General features: G+C 57.0%; 22 protein-coding genes and 1 pseudogene. 8 read left to right on the plus strand and 15 right to left on the minus strand.

Annotated features, from left to right (window positions below; translation table 11 throughout):
* Positions 1-3: 3 nt before the first annotated feature.
* Both pntB and IM284_RS04170 read left to right on the plus strand, forming a co-directional pair.
* Positions 4-1392, plus strand: coding sequence for a Re/Si-specific NAD(P)(+) transhydrogenase subunit beta (gene pntB / locus IM284_RS04165; RefSeq protein ID WP_047368430.1), 1389 nt, complete (start codon positions 4-6; stop codon positions 1390-1392).
* 106 nt (positions 1393-1498) lie between these two features.
* Positions 1499-2608, plus strand: a complete 1110-nt coding sequence (locus IM284_RS04170; protein WP_047368431.1) for a mechanosensitive ion channel family protein — start codon at positions 1499-1501, stop codon at positions 2606-2608.
* Between the two features lie 40 nt (positions 2609-2648).
* Here the strand turns inward: IM284_RS04170 and uspE are convergent, their stop codons facing one another.
* The 7 genes from uspE to IM284_RS04205 form a co-directional block, all read right to left on the minus strand.
* On the minus strand, positions 2649-3599 hold the full coding sequence (uspE, locus tag IM284_RS04175) for a universal stress protein UspE (protein ID WP_028012944.1): 951 nt from the start codon (positions 3597-3599) through the stop codon (positions 2649-2651).
* A gap of 109 nt (positions 3600-3708) precedes the next feature.
* Positions 3709-3861 carry a hypothetical protein gene (locus tag IM284_RS04180; RefSeq protein ID WP_223824746.1) on the minus strand — a complete coding sequence of 51 codons (153 nt, stop codon included), beginning with the start codon at positions 3859-3861 and terminating at the stop codon, positions 3709-3711.
* A gap of 176 nt (positions 3862-4037) precedes the next feature.
* Positions 4038-4790 (minus strand): fumarate/nitrate reduction transcriptional regulator Fnr, encoded by a 753-nt coding sequence (fnr, locus tag IM284_RS04185; RefSeq protein WP_006174991.1) that lies wholly within the window; start codon positions 4788-4790, stop codon positions 4038-4040.
* Between the two features lie 183 nt (positions 4791-4973).
* Positions 4974-5489, minus strand: coding sequence for a methylated-DNA--[protein]-cysteine S-methyltransferase (gene ogt / locus IM284_RS04190; protein ID WP_028012946.1), 516 nt, complete (start codon positions 5487-5489; stop codon positions 4974-4976).
* A 10-nt stretch (positions 5490-5499) separates the two neighbouring features.
* Entirely contained in the window at positions 5500-7026 is a 1527-nt protein-coding gene (gene abgT / locus IM284_RS04195) for a p-aminobenzoyl-glutamate transporter (RefSeq protein WP_045261473.1), read from the minus strand.
* Positions 7027-7067: 41 nt separating this feature from the next.
* Complete coding sequence (locus tag IM284_RS04200; RefSeq protein WP_047368432.1) at positions 7068-8513, minus strand: M20 family metallopeptidase; 1446 nt, start codon at positions 8511-8513, stop codon at positions 7068-7070.
* On the minus strand, positions 8513-9823 hold the full coding sequence (locus tag IM284_RS04205; RefSeq protein WP_047368433.1) for a M20 family metallo-hydrolase: 1311 nt from the start codon (positions 9821-9823) through the stop codon (positions 8513-8515). Before IM284_RS04205 ends, IM284_RS04200 begins: the two co-directional genes overlap by 1 nt.
* Positions 9824-9998: 175 nt before the next feature.
* On the opposite strand from IM284_RS04205, the gene IM284_RS04210 reads away from it, so the two are divergent.
* Entirely contained in the window at positions 9999-10910 is a 912-nt protein-coding gene (locus IM284_RS04210) for a LysR family transcriptional regulator (RefSeq protein ID WP_047368434.1), read from the plus strand.
* 356 nt (positions 10911-11266) lie between these two features.
* Positions 11267-11830 (plus strand): DNA endonuclease SmrA, encoded by a 564-nt coding sequence (smrA, locus tag IM284_RS04215; protein ID WP_045630204.1) that lies wholly within the window; start codon positions 11267-11269, stop codon positions 11828-11830.
* Between the two features lie 27 nt (positions 11831-11857).
* On the opposite strand, the gene IM284_RS04220 is transcribed toward smrA, so the two are convergent.
* Positions 11858-13519: a methyl-accepting chemotaxis protein gene (locus tag IM284_RS04220; protein ID WP_063153904.1), complete on the minus strand. Its 1662-nt coding sequence runs from the start codon at positions 13517-13519 to the stop codon at positions 11858-11860.
* 143 nt (positions 13520-13662) lie between these two features.
* Here IM284_RS04220 and IM284_RS04225 point away from each other — a divergent pair, with 143 nt between their 5' ends.
* Positions 13663-14529, plus strand: coding sequence for an aldo/keto reductase family oxidoreductase (locus tag IM284_RS04225; RefSeq protein WP_047368436.1), 867 nt, complete (start codon positions 13663-13665; stop codon positions 14527-14529).
* 46 nt (positions 14530-14575) lie between these two features.
* Here IM284_RS04225 and IM284_RS04230 read toward each other — a convergent pair whose 3' ends face one another.
* Complete coding sequence (locus tag IM284_RS04230; protein WP_028012954.1) at positions 14576-14776, minus strand: hypothetical protein; 201 nt, start codon at positions 14774-14776, stop codon at positions 14576-14578.
* Between the two features lie 309 nt (positions 14777-15085).
* Between IM284_RS04230 and umuD the strand changes: the two genes are divergently transcribed.
* Together umuD and umuC are read left to right on the plus strand one after the other, a co-directional pair.
* Positions 15086-15520 (plus strand): translesion error-prone DNA polymerase V autoproteolytic subunit, encoded by a 435-nt coding sequence (umuD, locus tag IM284_RS04235; protein ID WP_047368437.1) that lies wholly within the window; start codon positions 15086-15088, stop codon positions 15518-15520.
* Entirely contained in the window at positions 15504-16766 is a 1263-nt protein-coding gene (umuC, locus tag IM284_RS04240; RefSeq protein WP_045630206.1) for a translesion error-prone DNA polymerase V subunit UmuC, read from the plus strand. The genes umuD and umuC overlap by 17 nt, the downstream gene beginning before the upstream one ends.
* Before the next feature lie 83 nt (positions 16767-16849).
* Here the strand turns inward: umuC and IM284_RS04245 are convergent, their stop codons facing one another.
* Positions 16850-17830 (minus strand): nitronate monooxygenase family protein, encoded by a 981-nt coding sequence (locus tag IM284_RS04245; protein ID WP_047368438.1) that lies wholly within the window; start codon positions 17828-17830, stop codon positions 16850-16852.
* 136 nt (positions 17831-17966) lie between these two features.
* Between IM284_RS04245 and IM284_RS04250 the strand changes: the two genes are divergently transcribed.
* Positions 17967-18851 carry a LysR family transcriptional regulator gene (locus tag IM284_RS04250; protein WP_047368439.1) on the plus strand — a complete coding sequence of 295 codons (885 nt, stop codon included), beginning with the start codon at positions 17967-17969 and terminating at the stop codon, positions 18849-18851.
* On the opposite strand, the pseudogene IM284_RS23715 reads toward IM284_RS04250, so the two are convergent.
* The 5 genes and pseudogenes from IM284_RS23715 to IM284_RS04270 all read right to left on the minus strand — a co-directional run.
* Positions 18785-18967: pseudogene (locus IM284_RS23715) on the minus strand (hypothetical protein); the annotation flags it as partial. The gene IM284_RS04250 and the pseudogene IM284_RS23715 overlap by 67 nt on opposite strands.
* A gap of 78 nt (positions 18968-19045) precedes the next feature.
* Positions 19046-22117, minus strand: coding sequence for an efflux RND transporter permease subunit (locus IM284_RS04255; RefSeq protein WP_047368440.1), 3072 nt, complete (start codon positions 22115-22117; stop codon positions 19046-19048).
* Positions 22114-23262, minus strand: coding sequence for an efflux RND transporter periplasmic adaptor subunit (locus IM284_RS04260; RefSeq protein WP_047368441.1), 1149 nt, complete (start codon positions 23260-23262; stop codon positions 22114-22116). The genes IM284_RS04255 and IM284_RS04260 overlap by 4 nt, the downstream gene beginning before the upstream one ends.
* A gap of 78 nt (positions 23263-23340) precedes the next feature.
* Positions 23341-24537: a cell wall metabolism sensor histidine kinase WalK gene (locus tag IM284_RS04265; protein ID WP_047368442.1), complete on the minus strand. Its 1197-nt coding sequence runs from the start codon at positions 24535-24537 to the stop codon at positions 23341-23343.
* Positions 24534-25229, minus strand: coding sequence for a response regulator (locus IM284_RS04270; protein ID WP_028012960.1), 696 nt, complete (start codon positions 25227-25229; stop codon positions 24534-24536). The genes IM284_RS04265 and IM284_RS04270 overlap by 4 nt, the downstream gene beginning before the upstream one ends.
* Between the last annotated feature and the right edge of the window lie 102 nt (positions 25230-25331).

The raw sequence follows: 25331 nt of genomic DNA on the forward strand, positions 1-25331 counted from the left end.
CATATGTCTGGAGGATTAGTGACAGCCGCATACATTGTTGCTGCAATCCTGTTTATTTTCAGTCTGGCGGGGCTTTCCAAACACGAAACGTCTCAGCAGGGAAATAACTTTGGTATCGCCGGGATGGCGATTGCGCTGATTGCGACCATCTTCGGGCCGGATACCGGCAACGTGGCGTGGATCCTGGTGGCGATGATCATCGGGGGCGCGATTGGTATTCGCCTGGCGAAGCGCGTGGAAATGACCGAGATGCCGGAACTGGTGGCGATTCTGCACAGCTTCGTGGGCCTGGCGGCGGTGGTGGTGGGCTTCAACAGCTACCTGTATCACGAACCGGGCATGGAGCCGATTCTGGTCAACATTCATCTGACCGAAGTGTTCCTCGGTATCTTCATCGGTGCAGTAACCTTCACCGGTTCTATCGTGGCGTTCGGCAAGCTGCGCGGTAAGATCTCTTCTAAACCGCTGATGCTGCCTAACCGTCACAAGCTGAATCTGGCGGCGCTGGTGGTGTCGTTTGTGCTCCTGGTGGTCTTCGTGCGTACCGAAAGCGTGGGCCTGCAGGTACTGGCGTTGCTGGTGATGACCATCATCGCGCTGGCGTTTGGCTGGCATCTGGTGGCGTCCATCGGCGGTGCGGATATGCCGGTGGTTGTCTCGATGCTGAACTCCTACTCCGGTTGGGCAGCGGCGGCTGCGGGCTTTATGCTGAGCAACGACCTGCTGATCGTCACCGGTGCGCTGGTCGGTTCTTCCGGTGCCATCCTGTCTTACATCATGTGTAAGGCGATGAACCGTTCGTTCATCAGCGTTATCGCCGGTGGCTTCGGTTCTGACGGTTCTTCTACCGGCTCTGACGAAGAAGTGGGTGAACACCGTGAGATCAGCGCGGAAGACACCGCGGAAATGCTGAAAAACTCGCATTCTGTGATCATCACCCCAGGCTACGGTATGGCGGTGGCGCAGGCGCAGTATCCGGTGGCGGAAATCACCGAGAAGCTGCGCGCGCGCGGTATCAAAGTTCGCTTTGGTATTCACCCGGTGGCCGGACGTCTGCCGGGCCACATGAACGTACTGCTGGCGGAAGCGAAGGTGCCATACGACATCGTGCTGGAGATGGACGAGATTAATGATGATTTCGCCGACACCGACACCGTGCTGGTTATTGGTGCTAACGACACCGTTAACCCGGCGGCACAGGACGATCCGCGCAGCCCAATCGCCGGGATGCCGGTTCTGGAAGTGTGGAAGGCGCAGAACGTCATTGTCTTCAAACGCTCGATGAACACCGGCTATGCTGGCGTGCAGAACCCGCTGTTCTTCAAAGAGAATACCCATATGCTGTTTGGCGACGCCAAAGCCAGCGTGGATGCGATTCTGAAAGCGCTGTAATTCGCTTTCTCCTGACAAACCGCCCTTCGGGGCGGTTTTCCTATTTCTGCGGCCAGCGTTTCTCCTCTGTCTATACTTTACCCTTTGTGTAATACGAGGAGGTGTAATGCAATTTCTGTCCCGCTTCGACATCATCGCGCTGATGATGACGCCGACATTCTGGATAGGCGCCGCCACGGTTGTCTTTGTGACGCTGCTGGTGTACTGGCTGCTAACGCGCCTGATCGCATTCGTTAAGAAAGGCATCACCACCTGGGGCGACAAGCACCCGACCACCAACCGGATGCGTTTTATCCTGACCGATATGCTTAACCGCACCAGCCGCTTCCTGCTGTTTGTGGTGGCGCTGCTCTTCAGCCTGCGTTTCGTTGACTTGCCGGATCATCTCTTTGGCACCGTGAGCCACGCCTGGTTCCTGGTTTTCGCCATCCAGGTGGCGCTGTGGATGGATCAGGGGGTGGTGTCGTGGCTTCGTCACGTCATGCTGGCGCCCGGAAGCCATAAAAACCCGGTCACGCTGGTGATCACGGGGCTTATTCTCCGGGCCATTGTCTGGTCAGTGATGCTGCTGTCTATCCTTGCTAACGCGGGCGTCAACATCACTGCTCTGGTTGCCAGCCTTGGGGTAGGGGGTATTGCCATCGCCCTCGCCGTACAAACGATCCTCAGCGACGTGTTTGCCTCGCTCTCTATCGGCTTTGATAAGCCGTTTGAAATTGGCGATTTTGTGGTGTTCAACGACGTGGCGGGGACGGTAGAGCACATTGGCCTGAAAACGACCCGTATTCGCAGCCTGAGCGGGGAGCAGATCGTCTGCGGTAACGCCATTTTGCTTCAGCAGACGCTTCACAACTACAAACGCATGCAGACGCGTCGCATCGTCTTTACCTTTGGCGTTGCCAGCGACACGCCGCCCGATAAGTTGCGCTACGTGGGGGATATGGTCAGGCAGATCATTACCGATGTCGGCGAGACAAAATTCGATCGTGCCCATTTTCTGGGATTCGACCGCGACCGCCTGACGTTTGAAGTCGTCCATATCGTTAATACCGCGGATTACAATAAATACATGGACATCCAGCAGGAGATCAATATCCGTATTCTTGAAGGGCTGAACGCCCAGGAGATTAAGCTGGCGCTGCCCAGCATGGTATTGCACGCGCCGTGGATGCAGGATGAGTCAGGTGAACAGACGAAGCCGGTAATGGAGAGCTGATGAGAAAAGCCCGCCGGAGCGGCGGGCTTTGATGTTTACGTCAATCGTCTTCCGGGTCGTCCAGCTCAATCGGCGTCTGATACTCATCCGGCTTGATGACCAGCAGGTCGCAGCGCAGATGGTCGATCACCTGTTCGGCGGTATTGCCGAGGAAGGCAGCAGAGATACCGGTCCGGCCAATGGTGCCCAGCACCACAATCCCGGCCTGCAGATGTTCGGCTAAATCCGGGATCACCTCTTCAGGCAGCCCTTTTTCCACGTGCGTCATGTTCTCGTCAATGCTGAACTTCTGGCGCAGCGCTTTCATCGCCAGCAGGTGCTGACCGCGGATCGCGTCGTTATAGACGCTTGGGTCAAATTCCGGCAGCTCAATGGCGATATTGATCGGGGTAACCGGATAGGCGCCCACCAGATGCACTTCGGTATGGTTAACCTGATCGGCAAGCTGGATGGTCTCCTTCACCAGCTTCTCGTTGAGCGAATTGTGATAATCCTCTTCGCTCGCGAGATTCACCGCCACAACGGCTTTCCCGCCTTCAGGCCACGGCTGGTCTTTCACCATCCAGACCGGGCAAGGGCATTTACGCAACAAATGCCAGTCGGTCGGAGTGAAGATTACGGACTCCAGCTTGTCGTGCTGGTGCGCCATCTTCAGCAGCAGGTCGTGCCCACCGGCAACCACTTCCTGGATAATGGCCTCAAAAGGTCGGTTATGCCAGACCACTTTAATATCAATAGGCACTCCCGCTTCCAGGTAATACTTCGCCTGTTCACGGATCCACGCGGTACGCTGGCTGATGACGCCCTGACGCATAGCGGTGCGCTCGTCAGGCGACAGAAGGGTGGTCATCTCATACGAGAAGTCATAGATCGGCAAAAACGCTTTGATTTTGCCACCAATCCGTTGATGTAAATACACAGCACGTCGTAATGCCGGCTGATCGTCCTGATTCGGATCGATAGCTACCAGCATGTTTTGATACTTGGCCATACAGGTCTCCTTACTACTGTCACCACAGTCTGTAATTAAAAGAGTAACCTATATATCCTGAATGAAACAGAGGGGAGCTTTTGCCAGATCAATAATTCATGAAAATTTATCAGAGGAAAAGCACGGTGGATGTCACCGCGATAAACGCAATGAACAGCAGCACCATCACCGCTATCGCAAAGGTCGTGGAATCCTGAACGTAGGTTTTTTCCTCCCCCTTCATCGGACCGACAAGCATGATCCAGATGAATATAAAGGTCACTGAGGCGATCACGACTGAAACGAAAAACAAACTTTCTCTCAATTCATAACCTCAACGACAACCTTTCAGGCGCTGTATGGGGACGTGCTACGATGAAAATGTCTTAAAGCGGAAGCGATGATACCAGACCAATAAATCACGTGAATTTATCAGTCTGGTTATCAACATGCGGAGAGTTACGCCACGTTGCGGGCGTGTCCGGCAAGAACGGCCAGCGCTTCGCCGTTTTCGATAGTGATGTATTTACCCTTAACGGCCAGCATTCCGCTCTTCTGGAAACGACCCAGCAGACGGCTGATGGTCTCAACGGTCAGGCCCAGGTAGTTACCGATATCGCCACGGGTCATGGTCAGACGGAACTCACGCGGCGAAAAACCGCGCTCGGCGAAGCGGCGGGAGAGGTTGTAGATAAACGCGGCCAGGCGCTCTTCTGCATTCTTTTTGGAAAGCAGCAGAATCATGTCCTGATCGCCTTTGATCTCACCGCTCATCAGACGCATCATCTGCTGACGCAGGTTAGGCATCTTACCGGACAGATCGTCCAGGGTTTCAAACGGAATTTCGCAAACCATCGAGGTTTCGAGTGCCTGAGCAAAGCTCGGGTGGTGACCAGTACCGATGGCATCAAAGCCCACCAGATCGCCTGCCAGGTGGAAGCCGGTGATCTGCTCGTCACCCTGTTCGGTGATGGTGTAGCTCTTGATGGTGCCAGAGCGGATAGCATAGAGCGATTTCAGTTCGTCTCCCGCTTTAAACAGCGTCTGCCCTTTCTGAATCGGCTTTTTGCGCTCGATGATATTATCAAGCTGATCGAGTTCATGCTCATTCAGGGTAAACGGGATACAGAGCTGGCTGATGCTGCAATCCTGGCAATGGATAGCACAACCGCCAGACTGAATGCGTCGTATAATTCGCTTTTCCGGGATCATAGGTTTGCTCAAGCCTTAATTGATATTGGTCAATTTTAACATCTTTTTGGTAAGTACGTAAGCCTGACAAACCCTCAATAAGGACAAGAGACGGCAACGTGTTGCCATCTTCTTGAAATTCCACAGCTTGATTATGGATTTTTAGCCTAACCGGTAGAAAATTAAGCACAAAAAGCCTGGGATCTACAGCAAGAGATACCCTTCGTGACGCAGTAACCACTCCTTGCGCTGCACGCCGCCGGCATAGCCGGTCATGGTGCCGTTACGGCCAATGACCCGATGGCAGGGCACCACAATGCTGACCGGATTAGAGCCATTGGCGGCACCCACCGCGCGTGCGGCGCCTGCGCGGCCTAGCTGCTCCGCGAGCTGGCCGTAATGCATGACCTGCCCGCACGGAATCGACCGCAGCGCCTGCCACACTTCGCGCTGAAAAGGGGTACCTGCCGTGGCGGTTGGCAGAGTGTCAATGATGCTGAGATCGCCTTCAAAATACGCCGCCAGCTTGTCGCTCAGCCCGCCCGGGTTGGTGGCGCTGATGCGTTCATAACCCTGTGCGCGGTAATGAATATCAAGCAGTTCCTCCATGCGGTCGCTGTGCTCTTCCCACTCAACGGCGCGCAGGCAGAACTGCTCGTCCGCGATCACCCACAGCGGCCCGAGCGGCGTCGCAATTTTATCTTCGAGTAATCTCAGCATTTTCAATCCTTTAATTTAGCCTCGGGTATATCCCCGGCCCAATCGGCAGGCCGACAAGATACCATGCCACCAGCATCACCAGCCATACCCCTAAAAAGATAAGCGGGTAGGGTAAAACCAGCGAATAGTAGGTACCCAGTCTGGCCTCGGGCTTATAGCGCTGCAGGAAACCTAAAAACAGCGGAACGAAAGGTGAGACGGGCGCCAGCGGGATCACCGAGGAGTCCGCGATGCGGAACAGAATCTGGGCAAACGCCGGGTGGAACCCGAGCATCATAAACATCGGCACGAAGATCGGCGCCAGAATTGACCAGATGGCGGAGCCGCTGGCAATAAACATGCACAGCAGGGATGACAGCAGCGCCAGCCCGACAAACGCCGGTACGCCGCTTAATCCGGCAGCCTCCAGCGCGTCGGTCAGGCCCACGGCCATAAACTTGCCCATGTTGCTCCAGTTAAACATCGCCACAAACTGCGCCAGCGGGAATACCATCACGATAAAGCCCGCCATCTCTTTCATTGGCTCGATCATCAGCTGCGGCAGATCGCCCTGACGGCGGATTTTGCCGGTAGCGATACCGTAGGCGAGCGAAACGACAAAGAAGAAGAGAATAATCAGCGGCACGATGCCCTGAATAAACGGCGACGGCAGGACGGTATGCTTAACCGGATCGCGCAGTATGCCGTTTTCCGGCACCACCATCAGCGCCACCAGCGCGATAAACGCCAGCGAAACCAGCCCGGCCACGCGCAGGCCGAAGCGCTGCTCTTTGCTCAGCGTCTCCAGCTTTTCATCGCTACGGCCTTCCCATTTGCCCAGACGCGGCTCGACGATCTTATCGGTAATCAGCCCGCCGACAATCGTCAGGACAATCACCGAGCTGGCCATAAAGTACCAGTTGTCGATCACGCTGACGTGCATGGCCGCATCAATGGTTTTCGCCGCCTCCGTGCTGATGCCCGAGAGCAGCACGTCGGTGGTGACGATCAGCAGGTTGGCGGTAAAGCCGCAGCCCACGCCCGCAATGGCCGACAGCAGACCCGCCACGGGATGGCGCCCGACGGCGAGGAAGATCAGCGCCCCCATCGGCGGCATAATCACCAGCGCGGCATCGGATGAAATGTGGCTGAAGAAGGCGATAAACAGCACCATGTAGCTGGCATAGCGCGCGCTGACGTGGGATGCCATTTTTACCATCAGCGCGGGTAACAAGCCCACGCGTTCAGCCAGCCCGGCGCCCAGCACCAGCGCCAGAATGGCCCCCAGCGGAGCGAAACCGCTGAAGTTTTTGATCACGTTCGGTAAAAACCAGTGCAGCCCGTCAACGCTGAGCAGGTTTTTCACCGCCACCAGGCTGCCGTCTGCCGGGCTGCGCACGCTGACGTCAAAGGCCGAGAGCACGGCGGTGGCAACCATCAAAATCACAATCAGATAGATAAACAGCAGGAAAGGGTGCGGCACTTTATTGCCGATCCTTTCAACCCAGCCATAGAGCTTACCGGATGGGGAATGCGAAGGTATGGATGACATACTCATGGGCGTTCCTCGGGAGTGTTGTGTTGTTGTGTTGTGTTTTTTTATTTTAAAGGTGACGGTGTCACGCCCGATGGGATCGGACACGCGTACGGTTTTTCTTCTATTTGTTGTTCGAACTCTTCACGGCATGTTTTCAGCAGGTCTGCATCCTGCAGCAGATTGAGCGCGGTTGCGCCCATCACTTTCCCGGCCAGCAGCATGCCTTTATGGGCGATGGAGGTTCGTCCCTGCGCCACCAGTTGCCAGGTGTGCAGCGGCGTGCCGACGGTAAAGCAGGGGCTGAAGCACTGGGCGACCGGCATTTTCCAGCTGACGTCACCCACGTCCGTTGAACCCGCCAGCACGTTATCGGTGATGGCATAGGGCGCGACTTCATCCACCAGCAGCGTCTCCTGATGGCGGCGGGCAAAGGCTTTGCCTGCTTCTCCCCCCGTGGCGGCAATGTTTTTCAGGCTGTTCTGCAGATCGTTTGGCGTCAGCGTGGCGCGGATTTCGCGGGCAAAGTCGCGCTCTTCATCGGTCCACTCCGGCGTGCCGTAGTGCTGCAACGCGCGGTACATCGCAGCCTCAAGCGTGCGGTTCGGCAGGTAGCTGGAGCAGGCCTTATCAAAGCGGCATTCCACGGTGGTTTCGGTCATCATTGCCGCGCCCTGGGCAATTTTTTCGATGCGTTGGTAGATCTGCTGCGCGTCGGCCATCTCCGGGGCGCGGATCAGGTACAGCACTTCAGCCTGCGCCTGCACCACGTTGGGCGAAATCCCGCCGGTGTCGGTGATGGCGTAATGGACGCGCGCTTTCTCTATGATGTGCTCGTTAAGGAAGTTGGTGCCGGTAGTCATCAGCGTCACGGCGTCCAGCGCGCTGCGCCCTAAATGGGGCGAGTTGGCTGCATGTGCCGCCACGCCGTGAAAACGCCAGGCCGCCTGAATGTTGGCGAGTGTGCTGACGTTAAACATCCCGGCAAAGGCCTCCGGGTGCCAGGTGACGGCGGCATCAACGTCATCAAACAGACCTTCACGTACCATAAAGGTTTTCCCGGAGCCGCCTTCCTCACCGGGACAGCCGTAAAAACGCACCGTTCCGCTGCCGCCGTGCTGCTCCAGCCAGCTTTTTACCGCCACCGCGCCCGCAAGCGCCGCGGTGCCCAGCAGGTTATGCCCGCAGCCGTGGCCGTTAGCCCCCGGCGTGGCGGATTGCGCCGTCGCGCAGTGCGCCTGCTGGCTTAGCCCGGCCAGCGCGTCGTACTCGCCCAGCAGAGCGATAACCGGTTTTCCGCTGCCGAAGCTGGCGATAAACGCGTTTGGGATACCGCCAGCCTCGCGGGTCAGCGTAAAGCCCTCGGCTTCCAGCTCGTCAGCGAGCCGTCTGGAGGACCAGAACTCTTCAAAGCGGGTTTCGGGATGATCCCAAATTGCGTCGGCAATATCGGTTAGCGTCTGACATCGCGTGTCGATGGCGTCGGCAATAAAAGCGTAGTTCTCCTGCATTACACACCTCGCGTCCACGGGAAATTGAGCGCAGTTCGCGCCAGCGTTTCAATGGCGACAGCCATGACCTGCTCATCGAAGTCGAATTTTTCGTTGTGATGTCCGGCGCTCAAATCCGTGCCGAACACCATATACGACGCCATGCCGCCGTTCTGCTGCACGCGGGCCATCATCAGCGTGGCGTCTTCAGAGCCTGCTGGCGCTTTCACCTTATCGATTGCGTGCACAATTCCCGATACCTGGCTCGCCTGTTCACGCAGGTAATCAACCCAGGCCGGCGTCGGCGCGCTGGAGGTGGCGGCCCCCATCAGGCGCATCTCCGCGCTCACGCCATAGAGCGCGGCCGCGCCGGTAATGACAGCCTTCGCGCGTTCAAAGACATACTGGTTTATTGCTTCGCTTTCGCCGCGGGTTTCAACCTTAATCAGTGCATTTGCGGGCACCACGTTGCGGCCGCTACCCGCCTGCATCACGCCGACGTTGACGCGGGAAGCGCCTTCGCTGTGCGGGGCGATGCTGTGCAGGGCGAGGGCGGCCTGCGCGGCGGCAAGCAGGGCGTTACGTCCATCCTCCGGTTTGCCGCCCGCGTGTGCGGCAACGCCGGTAAAGTTCACGTCGAACTTGGTGGTTGCCATAAAGTTATCGCTGCCGCAGATCGCCGTTCCGGCGGGGACGCCGGTACCAATATGGATGGCGGTAAAATAGTCCACGCCGTCCAGCGCCCCGGCGGCGACCATGGCGCGCGCGCCGCGGGTGCCTTCTTCGGCAGGCTGGAAAATCAGCTTGACGGTACCGTTGAACTGCGCTTCGTTCTGCTTAAGCACCTTTGCCAGCCCCAGGCCAATGGTGGTGTGGCCGTCGTGCGCGCAGGCGTGCATCATTCCCGCGTTGCAGGAGGCAAAACCGTCGCGGAACGGGCGATGGCTGTCGTCGAGCGCTTCGCTTAAATCAAGGGCATCCATGTCGACGCGAAACGCCAGCGTCGGGCCCGGTCGTCCGGTATTCAGGGTCGCCACAATGCCGGTAAATCCGCCTTCAAACGGTGCCAGCCATTTCTCAGGCGCGCCCTGTGACCGCGCACGGGCAAACTCTCGCGAAAGGGTGGCGTCATCGGGCAGCCCCATACGGCTTTCGGCATCGATCACGTCGCGACCCATCGCCAGTTCGTAGCCCAGGGAGTCAAGGATTTCCGCAACCTTTGCGGCGGTACGGAACTCTACCCAGCCGGATTCCGCAAAATGGTGAAAATCGCGACGCCATGCGATCAGCTGGGGGGCTAATGTCTGGATGTACTGCGCCAGTGTGTCCATATCTGTTCCTGTCATCATTAAAAAATGTGAACTGCTTCACGCTGTGATAGTTTTTACTTATCACTAACCGTTTTTTCACAGTTTTAACCGTTCAGGAATTACCCTCGCACATCCCTTTCCATTAAAGTAGATGACAGTTTCTTTACTCTGATAAACAACGGTTATCGGTTGGGCTATGTCATTTCAGATTAAATTTCATCAAATCCGGGCGTTTGTTGAAGTGGCGCGTCAGGGCAGCATTCGCGGTGCCAGCCGGACGCTGAATCTCTCGCAGCCGGCGCTGACCAAATCCATCAAAGAGCTGGAGGAGGGCATGGCGGCGCAGCTTTTTGTTCGCCGGAGTAAAGGCGTTGCGCTGACCGAGTGCGGGGAAGGGTTTTACCAGCGCGCAAGGCTGATTCTGGAAGAGCTGCGTGCGGCGCAGGATGACATTCGCCAGCGGCAGGGGGATCTGGCCGGGCAGATCAATATCGGGATGGGGGCCAGCGTGTCACGCAGCCTGATGCCCGCCGTCATCACCCGTTTTCACGCCCAGCACCCGCAGGTTAAAGTGCGAATTATGGAAGGGCAGCTGGTGTCGATGATCAATGAATTACGCCAGGGCGAACTGGACTTCACCATTAACACCTATTATCAGGGGCCTTACGACCATGAATTTACGTTTGAAAAACTCTTCGAAAAACCGTTTGCGGTATTTTGCCGGGAAGGGCATCCGGCGACAGGGGCAACATCCATTAACGATCTGCTGCATTATAACTGGACAATGCCAACGCCGCGGGGAAGTTATTATAAACAATTAGAAGATCTATTTAGCCACCGCTCGCAAATACCGCGGATTGGCGTAGTGTGCGAAACCTTTTCTTCCTGCATTAGCCTTGTTGCACAAAGTGATTTTTTAAGTATCCTTCCGCAGGAGTTAGGCTGTGATCCGCTGCTGGCGCACCGTCTGGTCATTCTTCCGGTTGCCGAGTCGCTTCCAAAAGCCGCATATTATTTAATTCAGCGCCGGGATTCTCGTCAAACTCCGCTTGCCGAATCATTAATTACGCAATTCAGAAGGGAGGCGAGGAAAATAGTTTCAGAGTGAATGTCGCATAATAAAAAAAACAGAGTCTGCCCGACATCAGACAGACCCTATAGTACACACAGCAGTGCGTCCTTTCGCAAGTCCTGGGTATTATATCCATGAGGCAGGTAAATTTAATTATAACACCTTTCCCGAAAAATGAAAGGAAGGTGAATGACTGATTTCACGAAAATTTAACGCAAATCACCTATTTTACCGTTGCTGGGGTTTTAGTTAAGTCAGGTTTAAGTGCATTTTATAATGACTATATATATTCATCGGGTTAATATTTATCTCGTGCCTCATCTTCTAAGGGTTATTGAGACACCTGTCTGGCGCAGGTATAGTACAAGCCCAGATGTAGCCGGAGGATTTCCATGAACCCTGACGACAAATCCCTTTTTCTTGACGCCATGGAGGATGTCCAGCCCCTGAAACGCTGCACCGATATCCACTGGCAGCAAAGCCGTAATACCCGGGCTCGCCAGGACATCGATACCGAACAGCTCGACAACTTTCTGACCCTGGGTTTCCTTGAGCTATTGCCGCTTGACGAGCCGCTGGCGTTCCAGCGCGAAGGCGTCCAGCAGGGCGTTATTGATAAGCTGCGTTCGGGTAAATACTCCCGACAGGCCAGCTTAAATCTGTTGCGTCAGCCCGCTGAACGCTGCCGCCAGATGCTGTATTCCTTTATTCGCCAGGCCAGTCGTGACGGATTACGTAACCTCATCATCATCCACGGGAAAGGGCGCGAGCAAAATTCGCATCCTAATGTGGTGCGTAGCTATCTGGCACGCTGGTTAACCGAGTTCGAGGAAGTGCAGGCGTTCTGCGTGGCGCTGCCGCATCACGGCGGCAGCGGGGCTTGCTATGTTTCCCTGCGAAAATCCGACGACGCGAAGCAGGAGAACTGGGAACGGCACGCCAAGCGCAGCCGTTAGCGGGCGATATCTTCGCCCGCCTGAGGCTTAGAAGGTTTCCCAGTTACTGTCGGAGGTGGCGTTAGCCGTTGCCGGACGCAGCAACTGCGGCGTTTTAACGTTGGCCGGGCGCGGGGCGGTGGCGTTTGCTTTACCGTTCAGACGAAACGCGGCCACGGCCTGACGCAGCTGTTCGGACTGATCTTCCAGCGCCGCTGCCGCCGTGGCGGACTGCTGCACCAGCGCGGCGTTTTGCTGCGTTACGCTGTCCATCTGCGACACGGCCAGGCTCACCTGCTCAATTCCGCGGCTCTGTTCATCCGATGCGGACGAAATCTCGCCCATGATATCGGTGACGCGGGTGACGGCGGCGACAATCTCCTTCATGGTCGCGCCCGCTTCGCTGACCTGCTCAGAACCGGTGTTCACCCGGCTGACGGAGTTCTCAATAAGCCCTTTGATCTCTTTGGCCGCCTGCGCGCTGCGGCTGGCCAGCGTACGAACTTCACCGGCGACAACCGCAAACCCGCGGCCTTGCTCGCCTGCGCGTGCGGCTTCCACCGCGGCGTTAAGCGCCAGAATGTTGGTCTGGAACGCAATGCTGTCAATCACGCCGGTAATATGAGCGATTTGCTGCGAACTGTCGGCAATTTCGTTCATGGTGCGCACCACGTTATCCACGACGTGGCCGCCGCGAGCCGCTGTTTCAGAGGCATTCTTCGCCAGCAGCGTCGCCTGACGGGCGTTATCGGAGTTCTGTTTAACCGTTGCGGTCAGCTCTTCCATGCTGGCGGCTGTCTCTTCGAGCGAGGAGGCCTGCTCTTCGGTGCGGGCGGAGAGATCGTTGCTCCCTGCGGCAATTTCACCCGCGCCGGTGTAGATGGAGTCGGTGCTGCCGCGTACGGCGCTGACGGTTGTCACCAGCGACTGCTGCATCTCGTGCAGGCCAGCCGCCAGTTGACCCATCTCATTGCGGCCAGAGAGGGTGATATCCTGCGTCAGATCGCCTCCCGCAATGGCGCGAATATGGTTCATGATGGCGTTGAGCGGTTTTAACAGCAGGTGCTGTAAACCCTGCCAGATCACCACCAGCACGGCGATAACGGCCAGGAAAATGGCTGCCAGCGTCCACTGCATCTGCGTGAAGCTGCTTTGGTTCTCTTCGGTTGCCGCCTTCAGCAGCGTGTTGTTCTCGGCGCGCCAGCGGTTATAGACCGCTTCCATGTCGTCCTGGGCCTGCTGAGCGTCCAGATCGCCATAGGCCTGGTAGTTGTCGGCACGCAGATACTCAATCGACAAACGCATCACCTCGTGCATCTGATTCCATGACTTCTGCATCTCGTCGGTTAACGCCGCATTCTGGCCGTTAACCTGCGGCATTTTCTGCCATTCTTTGTTATAGGCTTCAGCTTTAGCCAGCGAGTCGCCTGCGGTGCCGAGCAGTTTGTTAATCGCGGCAAGGGATGCCGGGTCGCGCTGGTTCTTCAGGTAGCGGATTGCCACGCGGGTGACGGTAACGCGCGTTTTCACCAGCGTGTTCACGCTGTCGCTCAGGCTTTCCTGCTGGGCATTCAGCACGCCGGAGTTCTGGAAGTTATGGCGATCGTTGCTGACGGCAGAGTAGAACAACCCTCCCGTGACAACTTGCAGCAGACAGAATATGGTGAGGGCAAAGATAATTCCGGTAATCACGTGCAGATTTTTCAGCATAGCGGTCGTCCGTTAGAAAAGATGCAGAGGTACACCCATACTATCGTCGTATAGAATTTAAACTTTAATTTAACTCGCGCTTAACTTAGGGCTTCGGTCAGGAACCTGTTGTAAATCCGGATCATTTTATGAGGAAGGTTAACATGAGCAGCATTGATAAAAGCGGGACGTACGTGCTCGGAACGCGAACGGTTAAACGACTGGGCTACGGGGCAATGCAGCTTGCCGGGCCGGGCGTATTTGGCCCGCCGAAGGATAAACAGGCCGCGCTGGACGTGCTGCGCGAAGCCGTGGCGGCGGGTGTGAATCATATCGATACCAGCGATTTTTACGGCCCGCATGTGACGAACCAGCTGATCCGCGAGGCGCTTCATCCTTACCGGGACGATCTTACCCTCGTCACCAAGATCGGTGCCCGTCGCGATGACAAAGGGGCCTGGCTGCCGGCCTTTTCCGCGCAGGAGCTGACCCAGGCGGTGCATGACAACCTGCGCAACCTGAAGCTGGATGTGCTGGACGTGGTGAACCTGCGGATCATGTTTAGCGCACACGGCCCGGCAGAAGGATCGATTGCTGAACCGCTTTCCACCCTCGCAGAATTACAGCAGCAGGGGCTGGTACGCCACATTGGCCTGAGCAACGTCACGGCCACGCAGGTGGCGGAAGCGCGGAAGATGGTGCAGGTCGTCTGCGTGCAGAACATGTACAACATTGTGAACCGCGGCGACGATGCGCTGGTGGATTTACTGGCGCAGCAGGGGATTGCGTATGTGCCGTTCTTCCCGTTGGGAGGCTTCACGCCACTGCAGTCCACCGGCCTGCAGGCCGTCGCGGATTCCCTGGGCGCAACGGCGATGCAGGTTGCGCTGGCATGGCTGCTGCAACGGTCGCCGAACATCCTGCTGATCCCCGGCACGTCATCCGTGGCGCATCTGCGGCAAAACCTCGCGGCGGGAGAGGTGCAATTGCCGCCTGAAGCACTTGAAAAACTGAATGCGCTGATGGGTTAATCACAGCATGGGCAAAGCCGGAAGGACACTTCCAGGCTTTGCCTGCTCAGACTCCGCATTGACTTTTCTGTCTGTGAAGCGCTAACGCTTCTGCCACAATTTCCTGCTTGCTTTTTCGCGTCTCAAAGGCGGTGATTCTGATGTATTCCATCAGGTCAGGCTCAATGCGGGCGCTCAACATCCTGAGATCGGCCTCCTTTGCTAAACCGCGGGCAACTCGCTTGTCGGGATAGTCACGGGCTGGCATAGAAAACGTCCTCCAAAAGTCTTGATAATTCGTGCCCTAAAATATGCGTCATTCTGATATTGAAGTCAATTGATAGTGTTTGTGTAGTGATTTTATGATCTTTTTTCACATAAAGTGATTTCAAAGTGTGGGCTAATGACTTTTTAATGACTTTTGGTTGACCCATCTACGATCGCCAGCAGGAGAGGTTGCTAAATTAAATCCGTTCAAACTTCAACGTGTTTGCGGTCTTTGTCGGAAATGACCTTGATCCTGTGCCGTAATCCGTAATACTGTATTTATATACAGTATCTGGCGGGAAAGGCATTTATGGACACTCTCTTTTCTTATCATCCAAAGCAACTTATTGAATTACCTTTATATCTTGAGCGTGTTGCCTGTGGCTTTCCAAGCCCTGCGCAGGATTATGTGGAGGATCGTCTCGATCTTAACCGGCTGGCGGTCAGGCACCCCAGTGCGACCTACTTTATCAAAGTGAGCGGGGACTCCATGATCGGCGCAGGGATTGGCGACGGCGATCTGCTGGTGGTAGACCGCTCGTTAAATGCCGAGCACGGGGACATTGTTGTGGCGTCGGTCGGCGGCGAGTTTACGGTGAAAGAGCTACAGACCCGCCCGGTTCTGCGGCTGCTGCCGCGTAATGCCCGCTATCAGCCGATCGCCTTTCAGTCCGAAGAGGAGCTGCAAATCTTCGGTGTCGTCACTCATACGCTCAAAACGCATAAACATGTTCGCGCTGGTTGATGTGAATAGCTTCTATGCCTCCTGCGAGAGGGTGTTTCGCCCCGATCTGGTGGGTAAGCCCATCGTGGTGGTGTCCAATAACGACGGCTGTATTATTTCGCTGTCGCGGGAGGCAAAGCAGTTCGGCATAAAAATGGGGGAGCCCTATTTTAAATTCAAAGAGAAGGGGTATCCGTCGCGGGTTTACGTCTTTAGCTCCAACTATGCGCTGTATGCCGATCTCAGCAGCCGGGTGATGCAGACGCTGACCGATCTCGCGCCGGCCATTGAGATCTACTCCATCGATGAAGCATTTGTGAACGTTTCGGGTGTCAGCAACTGCATCTCGCTGGAAGCATTCGGTCATCAGATGCGTACGCAGGTCTTTAAAAACACAGGCTTAAGTGTGGGCGTCGGGATTGCGCCGACTAAAACGCTGGCGAAGCTGGCCAACTATGCGGCGAAGCGGTGGTCAGCCACCGGTGGCGTGGTCGATCTCTCGGATCGTGGACGGCAGCGTAAGCTGCTGGCAAAGGTTCCGGTGGAGGAGGTGTGGGGCGTAGGACGACGCATCACGAAAAAACTTAACGCGATGGGGATAACCACGGCACTGGAGCTGGCGGAAGCGTCATCCTGGGTCATCCGCAAACATTTTAACGTGGTAATGGAGCGCACGGCGCGCGAGCTTCGAGGTGAGCCCTGCCTCGATCTGGAAGAGTTTACTCCCACGAAGCAGCAAATTATCTGTAGTCGTTCGTTTGGACACCGTATTACGCAGTACGAGGAGATGCATCAGGCCATTTGCGCCTATGCAGAACGTGCTGCGGAAAAACTGCGTGGCGAGCATCAGTATTGCCGCTTTATCAGCGTGTTTGTGCGCACCAGCCCGCATGCCGACAACGAAATTTATTACGGCAATCAGGCTTCCGTCACCCTGATGACGCCCACCAATGATTCGCGCGATATCATTCGTGCCGCCACTGAGGCGCTGGGTCGTATCTGGCTTGACGGATATCGCTATATGAAAGCGGGGGTGATGCTGGCAGACTTTTTCAGCAGCGGCGTTGCCCAGCTGAATTTGTTTGACGATAACCGCCCGAGCGCCAACAGCGCCGCGCTGATGGAAACCATCGACAGCTTAAATCATTCCGGCAAAGGGAAAATATGGTTTGCCGGGCAGGGGATTGAGAAAGCCTGGGCGATGAAGCGGGAGATGCTGTCACCGGCCTATACGACGCGGTACGCGGATTTACCGGTGGCGAGGTAAAAAGCGGCTATGTGTGACAAAGAGCCGAAGACGGTTTATGGACGCCGCTCCTGTGCAGCGTCCATAGCATCAGGGTTAAGGGCTTACTCAACCGTTAACGCATCGACAACCTCAGCCACGCTTCTCACGCTGCGGATACTTCCTATCCCCGTGCCGAGCGCGATATAACCTTCATCGGTGTTATCTTCCAGCATGCCCAGGCGCAGGCCCCGCAATCCTCCCATCGCCTTGCCCAGCGCTTCATTGCTTGCGCCAGCTTTATCCATCGCCGCCAGTTTTTCCGCCAGCTTGCCGGGCAGAGAACGATAGTAGTGAGGGACGGTGCGGAAAAGCAGCAGGTCCAGGCCGTTGGCGGCAACAATTTTCTCTTTGACCTCCTGCGGCACGCGGCTTTCTACGGTACTGATAAAGACCGAACCGGCAAACACGCCTTCCGCACCTAACGCATGCGCCGCTCTGGCGGTGCGGCGATCGGTAATACCGCCCGCCGCCATCACCGGAACATGCTTCACGGCATCGGCAATCAGTGGCACGATGGAAAAGGTACCCAGCGCCGTTGCGGGTAGCGTCCCGCCCTCGTCAAAACCGGTGGCGACGATAATGTCAGCCCCTGCGTCTTCCGCGAGACGGGTGTTTTCCGGGGTGGGATTAATGTCGCGGTAGATAATGGCGATACCCGCCTCTTTTAACTCATTGAACAGCGCAGGAATAATGCTGCCTTCACCATAGCCCGTATACACCACGGCCCTGACGCCTTCCTCTTTTATCACCTTAAGAATTGGCCCGGTCCAGACGTCATTAACGGCGGTGGGGATCAGGTTCACGCCGAAGGGTTTTTCGGTCAGCCGTTTGGTTTTGCGAATTTCTTCCCGCATTTTTTCGGCGGTTTCTTCCGGCGTGGAGACCGCGGTATCGGCGGTTAACCCTGCGTTGGGGCCGAGCACGCCGAGTCCTCCTGCATTGCTGACCGCGGCCACTAAACGGGCATCAGTAAGCCAGGATAACGGTCCCTGAATAACAGGCTTTTCGATCCCCAGGATCTGACAGATACGGTTATTTTTCATAGCAGAACATTCCTCACGTTTGAATGGAGGAGAGTGTAGGGCGGAAGATTGTTAGGAAAAATAGCCAAAAAGATTCATCACTGTTATAAAATAAGTAACAATCCTGACATTCCTGTGACGGCAAAAGAGACAACCAATGCAACTAAATTTCTTTGAATCAATTAGAGTTTTCATTGAAATTGTCGAGTCGGGCAGCCTGACTCAGGCGGCGGAAAATCTGCAGATCCACCGTCCGGCGGTCACCAAAGCGTTACAGCATCTGGAGCAGCACAGCGGCACGCGTTTGCTGCAGAGAACAACGCGGCGGATTAGCCTGACGCCGGACGGCGAGGCGTTTTATCGCCGAAGTAAACCCCTGCTGGCGCAGGCGGACGATTTACTGGAGTCGTTTGGCACTGGCCGGGCAATACACGGTCAGTTGCGGGTGGATATGCCCATCGCTTTTGCGGCGCTGAGGGTAATACCCAACCTGCCGGATTTTTATCGGCAGCATCCTGAAATCGACATCATACTGAGCAGCTCTGACCGCCGTCGGGATATGCTGCGCGATGGCCTGGACTGCGTGCTGCGAGTGGGGGAGCTGGACGATGGTGACTATGTCGCGCGCAAAATCGGGAACATTAAAATCACGACCTGTGCCAGCCCGGCCTGGCTGGCAAAACACGGTACGCCAGAAACGCTGGATGATTTATACAAACATCAGGCCATCAACTGGATCAATAACAACAGCAGAAAAATTCAACCCTGGACGTTTACTACGCCAGAAGGCATTGCGGAAATAACGCTGCCCGGCAAGCTGGTCGTGGATAACTCCGAAGCCTACATTGCGGCGGGCCTGGCCGGGTTAGGGTTAATACAGGGGATGAATCTTTTTCTGCAGCCCTATATTGACCGCGGCCAACTGGTTGAAGTGTTACCGGAGCATCGCTCCCCGGATCGTAAATTGTCGCTTCTCTATCCACACCGCCATCTCTCCCGCAAGGTGCGGGCCTTTACCGAGTGGCTGGAAAGTTTAGTGTAAAACCGCCACCGGAGAGGAGCCGCCAGTTCATGACACCGCGCGCCAGTCTGTTCCATGGCATTCAGCAGGCGAGGCGTGGGTTCGTTTGCGCAGTTTAGCCGCAGCAACTGACGGAGGATGAGATCCCCCGGATCCTGAGGAACCGTTTTGCGCTGACTGCTGTGTAATCTGCCGGGGAACGATTGAGCCTCAGCTCACCTTTCTTCTGCGGCTTTGCGCTGAGTCCCCCACTGTAACAGCAGGCTAAACGACGCGGGTAATACGGTCAGCGTTACCAGCGTCGCGACCAGCAGCCCGCCGATAATCGCATAGGCCATTGGCCCCCAGAATACCTGATGAGAGATCGGGATCATGCCCAGAATGGCGGCGCAGGCGGTCAGACAGATGGGTCTGGCCCGATGCTCCGCGGCCGCCACAATCGCGGCATCGTTTGCCATCCCCTGAGCAAGATTACTGTCTACCTCGCTAATCAGTATCACCGCGTTACGCACGATCATCCCCGCCAGGGCGATGACGCCCAGCAGCGCGACAAATCCCATCGGCGTGCCGCCGGGCAGCATAGCCAGCACGATCCCCGGTAAACCAAACGGGGCCATCAGAAGCGCCAGCAGCATCCGGGAATATCGGCGCAACTGAAGCATCAGCAGCATCAACATGATGACAAGCGTCACCGGAAGAACGCTAAAAACGGAGCTGTTCCCCTTATCTGATTCGGCAACCGCGCCGCCTTCTTCTATGCTGTAACCGGCAGGCAGCTCCGCGCGCAGCGTGTCGATCGCCGGACGCAGCGCCGCCGATACCGCTTCGGCCCTCAGCCCCGGCGCGAGGTCAGTTTGCACCGTAATAAAAGGCAACCGCTGTCGACGCCAGATGACCGGATCGTCCACGCTCCAGACCAGCGTCGCGACGGCGCTGAGCGGAATTTTTTTACCGTCATTCCCCTGAACGGTCAGCGAGGAGAGGGTGGCGGTGCTGTGACGTTCATTGTCCGTGGCCCGCAGCACCACGTCGACAAGGCGATCGTTATCCCTGACCGAGGTGACAACGCTGCCGGACCAGAGGGTATTCAAGGTGCGGGCGAGAGCTTCTGACGATATTCCTGCCGCCCTGGCCGCCGTCTGATTCACCTTCAGAGTAATGATCCTCTCCGGCTCTCCGGCCGTCTGGTTAACCTCGCGCGACAGCGGCGATTGGCCAATCGCGTCGGCCAGACGGTTCGCAAGCGCCCGGACCTGCAGATAATCAGGCCCGCTCACCCGGTATTTGATTGGCCAGCCGACGGGCGGCCCAAGCTCCAGGGGCGACACGCGCGTGATGATGTCGCTAAACTGCGCCGCCAGCAGCCTGTTCAACTGCTCATGCAGACGATCCCGCGTCTGAAGATCCTTCGCCACCACCACAATCTGGGCGATGTTTTCATTTTCCAGCAGCACGTCCATCGGCAGGTAAAAACGGATGGCTCCTGACCCGACGTACGTCGAGTAGCGCTCTATATTGCTGTTGCCGGCCAGCGCGTGTTCCAGCTTTTCCACCTCTCTTAACGTTTCGGGCTGCGACGCGTTGGCCGGAAGCGTCAGGCTGACCAGCAGTTCAGGCCGGTCCGACGCGGGGAAGAACTCACCCTGCATAAACGTCGTGCCGTACACGGACAGCCCCAGCGCGGAAAGCGCAATCAGCACGGTGGCGAGCCGGTGACGTAGCGCCAGCCCTAAAAGCCGCCCGTACCCGCGCGCGATCCTTCCAGGGCCTGCCGCGCGATGTCTGACCTTCTCCGGCAGCAGCCACGTGCCCGTCAGCGGCGAAAACAGGATCGCGACAACCCAGGAGCAGAGCAGGGCAATCAGCACTACCGCAAACAGGGAAAAACAATATTCACCGGCGCTGGAGGCCGCAAAACCAACGGGAATAAACCCGGCAATCATCACCAGGGTTCCGGTGAGCATCGGGAAGGCCGTCGTTTTGAATGCATGGGTGGCCGCATGCCGACGGGAATCCCCGGCTTCCAGTCGGGAGACCATCGTTTCGACGGCGATCATGGCGTCATCCACCAGCAGACCCAGCGCAATGATCAGCGCCCCAAGCGAGATACGCTGAAGCCCGATGCCGGCGAGCATCATGCCGGCAAACGTCATGGCGAGCACCAGCGGAATGGCCGCAGCCACCACCAGCCCCGCCCGCAAACCCAGCGAGACAAATGAAACCGCCAGCACGATAACAACAGCTTCAATAAGCACCCGGACAAAACCACTTACCGCGTCACTGACCACCGCCGACTGATCGGCAACTTTCACCATCTCAATACCGTGCGGCAGCCCGGCGCTGAGGACTGTCATTCTGGCGTTCAGCGCGGCGCCAAAACGCAGCATGTTGCCCGTTGGCGCCATTGACACCGCCAGCCCGATGGCCGGTTTGCCGTTTACCCGGTACGCGGGGGCTGGCGGCTCGGCGGCTTCCCGGGTGACGGTGGCGATATCGGTCAGCGGAATATAGCGATTGTTAATGTGCAGCGTGACGGCGCGTAAACTCTCTTCGGACGTGAGCGCCCCGCTGACCTTGATCGCGATGTTCTCCTGCCCGGTACGCATAACGCCAGCTGGGACAACCGCGTTTTGCGCCCGCAGCGCATCGGCGACCGCCTGAATATCCAGTCCCATACCCGCCAGACGGGCCGGAGAAAAGGCGAGAACCATCTGATCCTGATGTTCGCCCAGCAGGGTGGTTTTGCCGATATCTGGCAAGGAGGCGAGCTCACGACGTATTGTCTCAACGCGATCCCGCACTTCCCGTAAGGTGTAGCCGTCGGGAATAAAGCCGTAAATCGTGCCGAACGTATCGTCAAATTCGTCGTTCACGGCAGGGCCTTGAACGCCTTCCGGTAAAGACGGCGCGATGTCCTGCATTTTTTTGCGGATCTGATACCAGATGTCCTGCACCATTTGCGGCGGGGTATTGTCACGGAGATTCACATGGATAACCACGCTCCCGGCACGGGTTTCACTTTCGAGATAATCAAGCCAGGGCGTTTCCTGCAGCTTTTTTTCAAGCGTATCGGTCAGCAGACGGGTGGTGTCCGTTACGGACGCGCCCGGCCACTGCGCGGAGACGACCGCCGTTTTAATGGTAAAAACCGGATCTTCATTACGCGGCAGTTTTTCATAGCAGAACACGCCCATCGCCACGATCAGCAGCATGAAGAAACTGACCATCTGCTGATGGTTAAGCGCCCATGCGGACAGGTTAAATTTCGCTTGCGGTTTCGTGTTCATGGCTGAACCTCCCCGGGTACCACCGGCTCTCCGGAACGGAGTTTGCTCACGCCAGCCGTAATCACCCGGTCGCCTGGCTCAAGGCCGGAGGCGATAATCACCGAGGAGGCCGTATAGCAGGCAGGCACCACCGCACGCAGCTGCGCCTGCGAATGCGGGTTAATCACGAACACCGCCGGTCTATCTCCTGTTCGGCTCAGTGCCGATGCGGGAATGACGTAACCTCGCGGGCCAGTCGAGGGCAGGGTGACGGTGACGCTGGCACCCAGCGCTATCGCCGCTGGCGGGTTTATCAGGGTGGCTCTGACGCGCCAGGTGCGGGTCTGAGGATCGGCCTGCGGGGTGATATCCCGCAGCACGGCAGATGCCTGTACCGACGGGTCGCTGAGCAGGGAAACCCGCAATTCCGCCTTATCCAGCGGCGGTATCGCATCGGGCGTGGCGATATCAAACGCTACGTCGCGGGCTTCGCCGGTTGCCAGCGTAAGCACCGTCTGTCCCGCGCTGACAACCTGGCCCGCAGAGGCGCTCACCTCGGTGATCGTGCCGGTTTGTGGAGCGATAAGGCGCGTCCAGCCAAGGCTTTCGCGGGCGTTACGCCACGCGGCCTCGCTGCTTTTTAATCGCGCGCGGGCGACGAGCCAGTCCGCGCGGGCGCTGTCGAGTTGCGTGCGGGCTATTGCGCCCGTCGGCATGAGCTTTTGCATTCGGCTGACGTTAAGCGCGGCAACCTGCGCTGAGGCTGTGGCCCCTTCATAGTCGGCCGTTGCGCTGTCGAGCTGATTTTGTCCGGTGGTATTTTCAAGTGTGGCCAGCAGCTGTCCGGCATTAACCCGATCGCCAATATCAACGCTGCGCGTCAGTATTCGCCCCCCGGTTTGAAAGCTCAGCGTCGTTTCATCGCGGGCATGGACCTCACCGGTCCTTTCCAGCGCGGGGAGGGTTTGGGCTGTACGTACGACGACGTAGCGCACCGTACGCACTGGGGCAGGCTTATTTTCCTGTTTGTCACCGCAGCCGGTGAGCGGAAAAATCACCAGCGCGAGCAGGACCAGAGGGAGAAAATTTACCCAGGAAAGAGTACGCGCCACGCCGTACAGATGGTGCAGGCAGTGGCGGAGGGAGAGAACAAATTCGTCTGACATAACGCCGCTCCATAAAGATGAGGGCGTTATTAAATGCGCGCTACGTCGAGAAAGATTCGATGTTCTGTCAAGGGTTTATCAAGAGTGGATATTTTCATTACCGGACGGCTGCCAGGGTAACAAAATACGCACAGCAAGGCCGCCCGTTTCCGGTAATGAGGCCTCGATCGTTCCCCCATGGGCCTGACAAATCGCCCGGGCGATAGACAAACCGAGGCCGCTGCCGCCGGAATGCCGCGCGCGGGACTGCTCCTCACGGCTAAAGCGCTTAAACATGTCCGGTAAGAACTGGGGGGATACGCCCGGTCCGTCATCGTGAAATTCAATGGCGTAATGCCCGCTGGCGTAGTGCAGCGCCACCTCGAGATGGCCGCCTTCGCGCCCGTAGCGTAGTGCATTTTCCATAAGGATAGTAAATACCTGCCCCATGCGGAACGCATCGCCTCTGAACGGGAACGTACGCGGGTTACGCAGCGTAATCGTAAAATGATGCGCTTCGGCCTGCGGCATGATCCAGGCCGCCCGCTCCTGAATAAGCTCATCCAGAGAAAAGGCCTGCTCTTCCAGCACCAGATTTCCCGCGTCCGCTAACGAGAGAAGGTGAAGCTCATCGGTCAGGCGATTAAGATGCTGAAGCTGTTTCATCACCATTTCCAGCTGCATCGGGCTGGCATCAAACACACCGTCCAACATGCCCTGCAGACGACCAATGGCGGCCGTCAGGGGCGAACGCAGCTCGTGCGCCATCGCGACGTGCGAGGCGCGGAGCTCTTTTTCATAGCGGGCGAGTTGCCCCGTCATGGAGTTAAAGTCGTTTGCAAAGCTGACCATTTCCGCTGGCGCATCCTTGACCAGTTCAGCCTGACGGCCAAACTGCCCGTCGGCGACATCTTTGGCGGCATCGCGAAGACGGCTGAACTGCAGCGCCAGCGGTCGGGCGTGTTTTAACCCCATTACCACAATAAACGGGATCATCACCAGCACCAGCAGGGCCACCGTAACCCAGTCCGCAGAGGCGATGGATGGCGTGGAATAACTCAGCCCCCACCAGGTATCCACAATGCTGTGGAAGCGGGCCGGATCGGCCTGTGGGTTCTGGCTGAGCGTCAGAAATTCCTGCCGGACCGCCGCTGGCATTCTGCCCATTATCCAGTAGTTCTGTACCGCATAACGTAGCCACATGCAGGTGGCAATGACGATCACGCTGCCGATGGCCAGTGCCAGGATACGCGCGCAAATCCAGCGCCAGAGAGAGGAGTGCCGGTTTTTTATCATGGTTGTCTGAACCTGTATCCCACGCCGCGAACGTTAATCAACACGCCGGAAATACCCGCCGCTTCGAGTTTTTTACGCAGGTTATAAATATGGGTGTCCACCACGCGCTCCAGCGCCTCGCTTTCCGGCAGACAGTGTTCCAGCAGGTACTGACGGGAAAAGGGTCGAGCGGGAGAGCGCAGCAGCGTTGCCAGAAGCGAGAATTCCGTTGGCGTAAGATCGAGCATAACGGGCGCGTCGCCGCCGTTATCCACGCTCGCCACAATGGCGGCCACATCCACCTCCAGCGTTTGCCAGCGAAGGATCTCGTCGTCTGTCTCTTTTTTACTGCTGCGTCGCAGCACCGCCTGTACGCGAGCCACGACTTCTCCCGGATGATAGGGTTTCACAACATAATCATCGGCACCGTACCGCAGGGCACCAATGCGATCGGGGGTGTCGCCCATGGCGGTGACCATGATCACCGGTACATCGCTTTTACGACGCAGTCCGGCCAGCACTTCGGTGCCGTTAAGCCCGGGCAGCATCACGTCCAGCAGGATGAGGTCGGGTTTCCACCGCTGCGCCATATCCAGCCCGGAAAGACCGTCTCCGGTAATGGTGACATCGTAATTTTCACGACGTAAATAGGCTTCAAGCACGCCAGCCGCATCGGCGTCATCTTCAATAATCAGCACTCTTCTGGACAACATCCGTTCACCTTGACCGTTTCTTAACACTATCCCGACGATTCATTGATTTAGCCAAACCATACTGCGCCAACATTGTGTGGCAGACCCTGAATCAGCAGACGC

It is taken from the genome of Enterobacter cloacae complex sp. P12RS (assembly GCF_014895875.1).
GTDB classification, from domain to species: domain Bacteria; phylum Pseudomonadota; class Gammaproteobacteria; order Enterobacterales; family Enterobacteriaceae; genus Enterobacter; species Enterobacter bugandensis.